Raw genomic sequence first — 8413 nt, 5'->3', positions numbered from 1 at the left:
AGGGGGCCCCCCCCCCCCCCCGGGGGGGGCGCGCCCCGGGGGGGGGCGGGGGGGCCGCCCCCCCCGGGGGGGGGGAGATAGGATATTTAGGGGGGGTGAAGAGCCCCGCCGGGGTACACCACCAAAGCCCCCCCCCCCCCCCCCCCCCCCCGCGCCCCCCCCCCCCCCGCCGGGCCCCCCCCCCCCCCGCCCCCCCCCCCCCCCCCCCCGGGGCGCCCCCCCCCCCCCCCCCCCCCGCCCCCCCCCCCCGCGCCCCCCCCCCCCGACCGCGGCCCCGCCGACCGCGCGGCGGCCGACGTGCGCCGCGGGACCGGGGAGCATCCGGTCCCGCGGCGGGTGGCTCAGGCGTCGTTCCCGGTGGGCTTGGGGCTACTGTAGATCTCCTCGATGACGTCCTGGTAGTCCCGCATCACCTGGGGGCGGCGGATCTTCATCGAGGGGGTCAGGTGTCCGGACTCCTCGGTGAAGTCCCGCGGGATGATCCGGAAGGCCCGCACGGATTCGGCCCGGGAGACGGATTCGTTGGCCCGGTCCACCAGCCGCTGCACGGCCTCGCCGACCTCCTCGGTCTGGGCGGCCTGCTCGGCGGTGAGATCCGGGTCCAGTCCCAGCCTGCCCAGCTCCTTCGGCAGGGTCTCCTCGTCCAGGGTGATCAGGGCCGCGATGAACGGCTTCCCATCGCCCAAGACCACGCACTGGGAGACCAGCGGGGAGGCCCGGATCAGATCCTCGTAGGTGGCGGGGATGACGTTCTTCCCGCCCGCGGTGACGATGACTTCCTTCTTGCGCCCGGTGATCTTCAGCATCCCGCGCTCGGTCAGCTCCCCCAGATCCCCGGTGCGGAACCAGCCGTCCTCGGTGAAGGACTCCGCGTCGGCCTTCTCATTGCGCCAGTAGTGGGCCATGATCCCGACGCCGCGCAGCTCCACCTCGCCGTCGGCGGCGATGCGCACCGAGGTCCCCGGCAGGGGCGGGCCGACGGTGCCGATCTGGAAGTCCTGCACGGTGCCGACCGTGGCCGGGGCGGTGGTCTCGGTCAGCCCGTAGCCCTCCAGGATCTTCAGGTGCGCGGCGTGGAAGAAGTGGGCCAGACGCACCGCCAGCGGCCCCCCGCCGGAGACGGCCCATTTGACCTTCCCACCCAGGGCCCGGCGCAGCTGGGCGAAGACCAGTCGGTCCGCTGTCGCGTACTGGGCGCGCAGGGCCAGGGAGGGCCGCCGCCCGTCCATGACCGTCTCGGACCAGGCCACCCCCACCCGCTCGGCCCAGTCGAAGATCCGCCCCTTGACCGCGGAGGCATCGTGGGCGCGGGAGCGCGCCCCGTTGTAGATCTTCTCGAAGACCCGCGGGACCACCAGCAGGAAGTCCGGGGAGAGGCTCGCGATGTCCTGGGTCAGGTACTTCAGATCGGGGGAGTGGCCCATCGTGATGCCGGCGTCCAGGGCCACCACGTGGATGAAGCGGGCGAAGACGTGGGCCAGCGGGAGGAACAGCAGCGTGGTGTTGCGCTCATTCGCGACCTCGGGCACATTCTGGCGCACCGCCGCGGACAGGCGCACGAAGTTCCCGTGGGTCAGCGCGCAGCCCTTCGGGCGCCCCGTCGTGCCGGAGGTGTAGATGATCGTGGCGGTGTCCTCCAGTCCCGCAGCACCGCGGGCGGCCTGCACCTGCTCCTCGGAAACTCCTTCCCCGGCGGCCCGCAGGCTGGCCAGGGACTCCGGGCGCTGGTCGTCGGCGTCGATCTGCCAGACGGTGCGCAGGGCCAGCTCCTCGTGGCGGGCGGCCCTCTTGACGGCGGCCAGGTGCTGGCTCGTCTCCACGATGATGGCCTTGGCACCCGAGTCGCTCATGTTCCAGGCGATCTGGGAGGGGGAGGAGGTCTCGAAGATCGGCACCGTCACCGCCCCGGCGTAGAAGATCGCGAAGTCCGCGACGGCCCATTCGTAGCGGGTGCGCGACATCAGTCCGACGCGGTCGCCGGGTTCGATGCCCTCGGCGATCAGCCCCCGGGCCAGGACGATCACCTCCTCGCGGAACTCGCGCGCGCTCACCTCCCGCCAGGTGCCGCTGCCGGGCTCATCCTGCACGCGGAAGAGCACCTGCTCGGCGTGTTGGGGCAGCTTGGCCTCCAGCAGGTCCGTGAGATTGGACTGCGGGTCCGTCTCGATGGTCAGCTCGGTCGAGGTCTCGTCCATGAGATCCTTTCGGTCGTGGACCGCTCCTTCCGCGAACGGGGGAGGGGTCAGCGGGCGTCCCTGCGGACGTCGGCGGGCTGCCCCGGCCGGGACTCCCGCGCGGTGTGGTCTGGGGTGGCGCGCAGCCGGTGGTCGGCGAAGAACCGTGTGGAGGCGGCGAAGATCAGCGGCGCGTCGTGATCCAGGGTGGCCACGTGCCAGCTGCGCGGCAGCGACACCACCTCCGGGGCCTGGGGCAGCCCGGCGCGCAGCGCGCGGAGACTGGCCTCGGTGACCACGTGGTCCACCTCCGAGCGCAGCACCTGCACCGGGGCGCGCACCGCGCCCAGGCTCCGGCGGGCCGCGGCGAACAGCCGGTGCATCTGCCCCGCGGCGGCCACGGGCACCCGCGGATAGGCCCCTTCGCTCACGCCCTCCCGGCGGATGTCATCGCGCACCCCGGGCACCGTCGGCACCACACGGGACAGCGGCCCGCCCAGGGCGCTCAGCGGCTGCGGGGAGACCAGGCCGGGGTTGACCAGGCTCAGCGCGGCGACCGGCCGGCGGGCCGCCAGATGCAGCGCCAGCGCCCCTCCCATGGACAGCCCCGCGACCCCCACGCGCTCGCAGCGGGCGGCCAGGCGCCAGTAGGCGTCATCCACCGCCGCGGCCCACTCCCGCCAGTTCCGGGTGGCCATGTCCGCCACGGAGGTGCCGTGCCCGGGCAGCAGCGGCAGCTCGACGGCGTAGCCGCGTCGGGCCCACTCCCGGGCCCAGGGGCGCATGCTGTGCGGCGACCCGGTGAACCCGTGCAGGACCAGCACGCCGTCAGGTCCCCCGTCCCAGGACTGCGCCCGCACGTCGACGCCCTCCGGCAGCTCGCCGACCCCGGGTCCGGGGGCGGCGCTGCGGTGGCGCAGGTACGTGATCAAGCCCATACCCACGATTCAACCACGGTCCCACCGGCCCGGGGAAACCCCGCGCGGTACAGTGGCCCCACCGCCCGTTCCCGGACCGAAGGACCCCTGTGCCGACGCTCTACATGGCCCTCCGACGCGGCGTCGTCGGGCCGCTGGTGAACCTCCTGCTGCGCCCCCAGGTGCACGGCCTGGAGCACGTGCCCTCCACCGGTCCCGCGATCCTGGCCTCCAACCACCTGTCCTTCCTGGACCCGGTGCTGCTGCCCGTCGCGGTGCCCCGCCCGGTCAGCTTCCTCGCGAAGGCCGAGTACTTCACCGCCCCGGGGCCCCTCGGCAGGGCCATGGCCGCGTTCTTCCGCGCCATCCACCAGATCCCCCTGGACCGTTCCGGGGGCCAGCGCTCGGCCGGGGCCCTGGAGGCGGCCCGGGCGGTCTTAGCCGAGGGGCAGCTGCTGGGCATCTACCCGGAGGGCACGCGATCCCCGGACGGGCGGCTGCACCGGCCCAAGCTCGGGGTGGCCAGGCTCGCATTGGAGACGGGGGTGCCCGTCCTGCCGGTGGCGATGATCGGCACGCAGCGGCTGCAGCCTCCCGGGGCCCGGCTGCCCCGGCTGCCGCGGCCCCTGCTGCGCCCTGCGCCCGAGCAGCGTCCCCGCACCGTGATCGGGGCGCCGCTGGACCTGTCCGCCTGGACCGGGCCCGACGCCGGCGCGCACGCCGCGCGGGGCGCGGCCCAGCAGATCATCGCGGCCATCCGCGAGCTGTCGGGGCAGGACTACGTCGACGAGTACGCCCCGCGCCGTGGCGGCCACGGCAGGACTCGGCGGCCACCCGTCTCGTAGACTGTTCGCATGTCGAACGAGATCCGGACCGAACTGTCGAGCACCCCCGCCGCCCCCGCACCCTCAGCCCAGGACTACCCAGGTCTGGACGAGTGGCGGACACGGGCCGCCGGACAGCAGCCGGACTGGCGGGGTCACCCCGATTTCGACCGCGTCGTCGCCGACCTGGAGGCCGTGCCCCCGCTGGTGTTCGCCGGGGAGGTGGACCAGATGCGCGCCCGCCTGGCCGAGGTGGCCGCGGGACGGGCGTTCTTCCTGACCGGCGGGGACTGCGCGGAGACCTTCGCCGCGGCCACCGCGGATAGGATCAGCGCCCGGGTGCGCACCCTGCTGCAGATGGCGGTGGTCCTGACCTACGGGGCCTCGATGCCGGTGGTCAAGATGGGGCGGATGGCCGGGCAGTTCTCCAAGCCGCGCTCCTCGGACACCGAGACCCGCGGGGAGACCACCCTGCCCAGCTTCCGCGGGGAGATGGTCAACGGCTTCGACTTCACCCCGGAGTCCCGCGCGCACGACCCGAACCGCATGCTCGCCGGATACCACACCTCCGCCTCGACGCTGAATCTCATCCGCGCCTTCACCACCGGCGGCTTCGCGGACCTGCGCCTGGTGCACGCCTGGAACCAGGGGTTCGTGGCCAACCCGGCCCACGCCCGCTACGAGTCCATGGCCTCGGAGATCGACCGGGCCATGAAGTTCATGGCCGCCTGCGGGGCGGACTTCGAGGCCCTGCGCTCCACCGAGTTCTACGCTGGGCACGAAGCCCTGCTGCTGGACTACGAGCGGGCCCTGACCCGCATCGACTCCCGGACCCACCGGCCCTACGACACCTCCGCGCACTTCCTGTGGATCGGGGAGCGCACCCGCGGGCTCACGGACGCCCACGTGGACTTCCTCTCCCAGGTGCGCAACCCCATCGGCGTCAAGCTCGGGCCCACCACCACGGTCGAGGAGGTGCTGCGGCTGATCGACGTGCTGGACCCGCAGCGGGAGCCGGGACGCCTGACCTTCATCACCCGGATGGGTGCCGGGAAGATCCGGGAGAACCTCCCGCGTCTGGTGGAGGGGGTGCGCGATGCCGGGGCGAGCCCCGTGTGGGTCACCGACCCCATGCACGGCAACACCATCTCCGTGCCCTCCGGGTTCAAGACCCGCCGCTTCGAGGACGTCATGGACGAGGTCCGCGGGTTCTTCGAGGTGCACCGCGAGCTGGGCACCTTCCCCGGCGGGATCCACGTGGAGATGACCGGCGACGACGTCGCCGAGTGCCTGGGCGGCTCGGACCCGGTGGATGAGACCGCCTTCGCCGAGCACTACGAGACCCTCTGCGATCCCCGCCTGAACCACCGGCAGTCCCTGGAGATCGCCTTCCTGGTGGCCGAGGCCCTCTCAGGCCGCAGGTGAGTCCGCTGGGGTGAGTCCGCTGGGGCGAGCCGGGCCGCAGATGGGTCGGGCGGGCTACCCGGCGGGTGGCCCCGCCCGGCCCCCGAGGAGGGCGGCGGCGGCCCCTGTGCCGTATCCCGAGCCGATCAGCTGCAGGCCCAGCAGCCAGCCGAGGTAGCCCACCGCGCAGGCGACCAGCAGGAAGATGAGCAGCAGGATCCAGCCGCGGTAGGGACCGCCGCGCCCGAGCACGACCCGCGGGCTCCGGGGGTCCCGGGGCGCCTCCGCGTCTCGGATGACCCGGTCCTGTCCTGCGGCGGGTGGGCCTTCCGCGGGGACCGCCGCCTGCGCGGGCGCGGCCTGGAGGTGCCGCGTCAGGGCGGTCGGGGACCGATCGGTGCGGTGGAGCTCGTCGAGGTCGGTGTCCGGGGGCAGCAGCCGGGTCGGCTGGGTGCGCGGAGGCGGTGCGGCATCGGGGTCGTCCTGCTCGGCGGGGACCGCGCGCAGACCGGTCGGATCGGTGTGGCTGTCCGTGCGCAACACCGAGAACAGGTCCTCGGTCTCCGGCCGGTGCCCCGGGGGCGCCAGATCCAGCGCGGCCGGTGTCAGGCTCTCGCGCAGGTGCTCCAGCTCCCCGAGCAGATCCGCCGCCCGCTGCGGTCGGTGCTCCGGGTCCTTCTCGCAGCACCAGACCACGATGTCGGCGACCTCCGGATCCACCCCGGGGAAGCGCCGCTGCAGCACCGGGAAGGGCTCGTCCACGTGGGCCATGGACACCGCGTAGGGGGAGGGACCGCGGAAGGGCGGGACCCCGGTGAGCATCTCGTAGAGGATCACCCCCAGCGAATACAGATCCGCGGGCGGTCCTGAGCTCTCCCGGCGCACCACCTCCGGGGCGATGTAGTTGGCGGAGCCGATCAGGGTCAGCGTCGCGGAATCCTCCTGCACCGGGCGGGTCAGCCCGAAGTCGGCGACCTTCACCGACCCGGTGGGGGAGGTCAGCACGTTCTCCGGCTTGATGTCCCGGTGCACCAGCCCGCACCGGTGCGCGGCGGCCACCCCGGCCGTCATCGGCACCGCGACCCGCAGCATCTCCCGCACGGTCATGGGCGAGCGGCGCTTGATCAGATCCCGCAGCGTGGCCCCGTCCACCAGCTCCATCACCAGGAAGGCCAGCGGCTCCGGACCCGTCTCATCCACCCCCTGATCCCACACGGCCACCACGTGCGGGTCCGCGACGGCCGCCGCCGCCCGGGCCTCCGCGGCGAAGCGGTCCGTGCGCCGGGGGTCCGCGGCCACCGACTCCTTGAGCACCTTGACCGCCACCGGGCGGCCCAGGCGCAGGTCCCGCCCGCGGTAGACCGTGCCCATCCCTCCGCGGGCGATCAGATCCCCCAGCAGATAGCGTCCCTCCACGGTGCGTCCGCTCAGGGGTCCGGGTCCGGTGGGTCTCATGCCCCCGAGTGTAGGGGATGGTCCCGGACAGCGGCCGGGAGCCCCGCGCCCGGGCTGGACTACCCTGGAGATCGTGACTTCCACCGAGAACACCGAGAACCTCTTCGACCTCGTCGGGCAGTGGCTGAGTCTGCCCGACGTCGCCGAGACCCTGGACCTGAAGGTCACCCGGGTGCACGCCCTGATCGGCGAGGGCGCGCTGATCGCCGTGCGCGATGCCGAGGGTGTGCGCCGGATCCCGGCCCTGTTCCTGCGCGAGGACCGCGTCCTGGAGCCGCTCAAGGGCACCCTCACGGTCCTGCGCGACGCCGGCTTCGACGACGCCGAGGCCATCCGCTGGCTGTGGACCGAGGACGACTCCCTGCCCGGGCGTCCGATCGACGCCCTGCGCGAAGGGCGCAAGACCGAGATCCGGCGCCGGGCCCAGGCCCTCGCCTGGTAGCCGCCCGTCCCGGTCCCGGTCCCTGGCCAGGAGTCAGGAGCTGCGGTGCAGAGCCCGCTCGCTCAGCCGCTCCAGCCCGGCCCGAACCTCGGAGTCGACCTCGAGCCGATCCAGCGCCCGCCGGGCCAGCTGCTCGCGCTCGCGGATCAGCTCCTCGGTGCGGGCCAGCGCCCCGGTGTCGCGCAGGATCTCCCGCAGCCGGCGCACCCCGTCCTCGGTGAGCCGCGGGTCTCCCAGCCCGGCCTCCAGCTCCCGGGACCGCTGGGCGTCGGCCCGCTCGTGGGCCAGGGCCACCAGCACGGTCCGCTTCCCCTCGCGCAGATCGTCCCCGGCGGGCTTGCCCGTCACAGCCGGCTCCCCGAACACTCCGAGCACGTCGTCGCGCAGCTGGAACGCCTCGCCCAGCGGCAGCCCGACCTCGGATAAGCCCGTCAGCAGGGCCTCATCGGCCCCGGCCAGGCTCGCCCCGATCAGCAGCGGATGCTCGCAGGTGTACTTCGCCGCCTTGTAGCGGATGACCCGCAGAGCCCGCTCCAGGGCGGCTTCGGGCTCCTCCCGGCCGAGGTGCTCGCTCAGCCCGTCCAGGTACTGCCCGCCCATGACCTCGGTGCGCATCAGATCGAAGATCGCCCGGGCCCGGGCCGGGCCCGTCGTCGCGGCCGGATCGGCACCCGCGCACAGGGGGGCGAACAGGGCCTCGGAGAAGGACAGGCACAGGTCACCGGCGAGGATCCCGCCCATCAGCCCGTAGTCCCGGGCCTCCAGGGACCACCCGCGCTCGCGGTGGGTCGCGGCGAAGCGGTGGTGCACGGAGGGGCGTCCGCGGCGGGTGTCGGAATGATCGATGATGTCGTCGTGGATCAGCGCCGCGGATTGGAACAGCTCGATCGCCGCCCCCGCCTGCACCGGCCGCGGGTCCTGGGCGCCGCCGCCGGCGGCGCGCCAGCCCCACAGCAGCAGCAGGGCCCGCAGCCGCTTGCCGCCCGCGGACAGGTCACGGATCGCCGCGATCAGAGGCTCGGTCTCGGGGGAGACGGCCGCGAGCACGCGCTCCTGCTCGGCGAGGAACCCCAGGAGGCGATGCTGCACGGCGTCGAGGAAGGCGGCCTCCACGGCGTCGGGGGATCCGGCGGCCCCCGGCTCGGCGGCGCGGTCATGGGTCATGGAAGGCTCCTCGGGTGGTGGGGTGGACCGCCC

Annotated in this window: 7 protein-coding genes; 3 read left to right on the top strand and 4 right to left on the bottom strand. The window is 73.9% G+C overall.

Annotated features, from left to right (window positions below):
• Positions 1-341 precede the first annotated feature (341 nt).
• Positions 342-2195 carry an AMP-dependent synthetase/ligase gene (locus NQ707_RS08450; protein ID WP_404435428.1) on the bottom strand — a complete coding sequence of 618 codons (1854 nt, stop codon included), beginning with the start codon at positions 2193-2195 and terminating at the stop codon, positions 342-344.
• A 47-nt stretch (positions 2196-2242) separates the two neighbouring features.
• Positions 2243-3112 (bottom strand): carboxylesterase, encoded by an 870-nt coding sequence (locus NQ707_RS08445; RefSeq protein ID WP_064725510.1) that lies wholly within the window; start codon positions 3110-3112, stop codon positions 2243-2245.
• Between the two features lie 89 nt (positions 3113-3201).
• Here NQ707_RS08445 and NQ707_RS08440 point away from each other — a divergent pair, with 89 nt between their 5' ends.
• Together NQ707_RS08440 and NQ707_RS08435 are read left to right on the top strand one after the other, a co-directional pair.
• Positions 3202-3936, top strand: coding sequence for a 1-acyl-sn-glycerol-3-phosphate acyltransferase (locus tag NQ707_RS08440; protein ID WP_224799986.1), 735 nt, complete (start codon positions 3202-3204; stop codon positions 3934-3936).
• Between the two features lie 9 nt (positions 3937-3945).
• Positions 3946-5340: a class II 3-deoxy-7-phosphoheptulonate synthase gene (locus NQ707_RS08435; RefSeq protein WP_058731083.1), complete on the top strand. Its 1395-nt coding sequence runs from the start codon at positions 3946-3948 to the stop codon at positions 5338-5340.
• A 54-nt stretch (positions 5341-5394) separates the two neighbouring features.
• On the opposite strand, the gene NQ707_RS08430 is transcribed toward NQ707_RS08435, so the two are convergent.
• Positions 5395-6774 (bottom strand): protein kinase domain-containing protein, encoded by a 1380-nt coding sequence (locus NQ707_RS08430; protein WP_129358131.1) that lies wholly within the window; start codon positions 6772-6774, stop codon positions 5395-5397.
• A gap of 73 nt (positions 6775-6847) precedes the next feature.
• Between NQ707_RS08430 and NQ707_RS08425 the strand changes: the two genes are divergently transcribed.
• On the top strand, positions 6848-7216 hold the full coding sequence (locus tag NQ707_RS08425; protein WP_058731085.1) for an Rv2175c family DNA-binding protein: 369 nt from the start codon (positions 6848-6850) through the stop codon (positions 7214-7216).
• Positions 7217-7249: 33 nt separating this feature from the next.
• On the opposite strand, the gene NQ707_RS08420 is transcribed toward NQ707_RS08425, so the two are convergent.
• Entirely contained in the window at positions 7250-8380 is a 1131-nt protein-coding gene (locus tag NQ707_RS08420; protein ID WP_129358130.1) for a polyprenyl synthetase family protein, read from the bottom strand.
• Positions 8381-8413: the final 33 nt, after the last annotated feature.

The organism is Rothia sp. BD8 (assembly GCF_044878465.1).
Taxonomy (GTDB): Bacteria; Actinomycetota; Actinomycetes; order Actinomycetales; family Micrococcaceae; genus Rothia; species Rothia kristinae.
This window is presented reverse-complemented; position numbering and strand designations above follow the sequence as displayed.

Bases quoted from the DNA above. Each gene is read 5' to 3' on its own strand.
- NQ707_RS08450 (WP_404435428.1), bottom strand. From the start codon at position 2,195: ATGGACGAGACCTCGACCGAGCTGACCATCGAGACGGACCCGCAGTCC.
- NQ707_RS08445 (WP_064725510.1), bottom strand. From the start codon at position 3,112: ATGGGCTTGATCACGTACCTGCGCCACCGCAGCGCCGCCCCCGGACCC.
- NQ707_RS08435 (WP_058731083.1), top strand. From the start codon at position 3,946: ATGTCGAACGAGATCCGGACCGAACTGTCGAGCACCCCCGCCGCCCCC.
- NQ707_RS08430 (WP_129358131.1), bottom strand. From the start codon at position 6,774: ATGAGACCCACCGGACCCGGACCCCTGAGCGGACGCACCGTGGAGGGA.
- NQ707_RS08420 (WP_129358130.1), bottom strand. From the start codon at position 8,380: ATGACCCATGACCGCGCCGCCGAGCCGGGGGCCGCCGGATCCCCCGAC.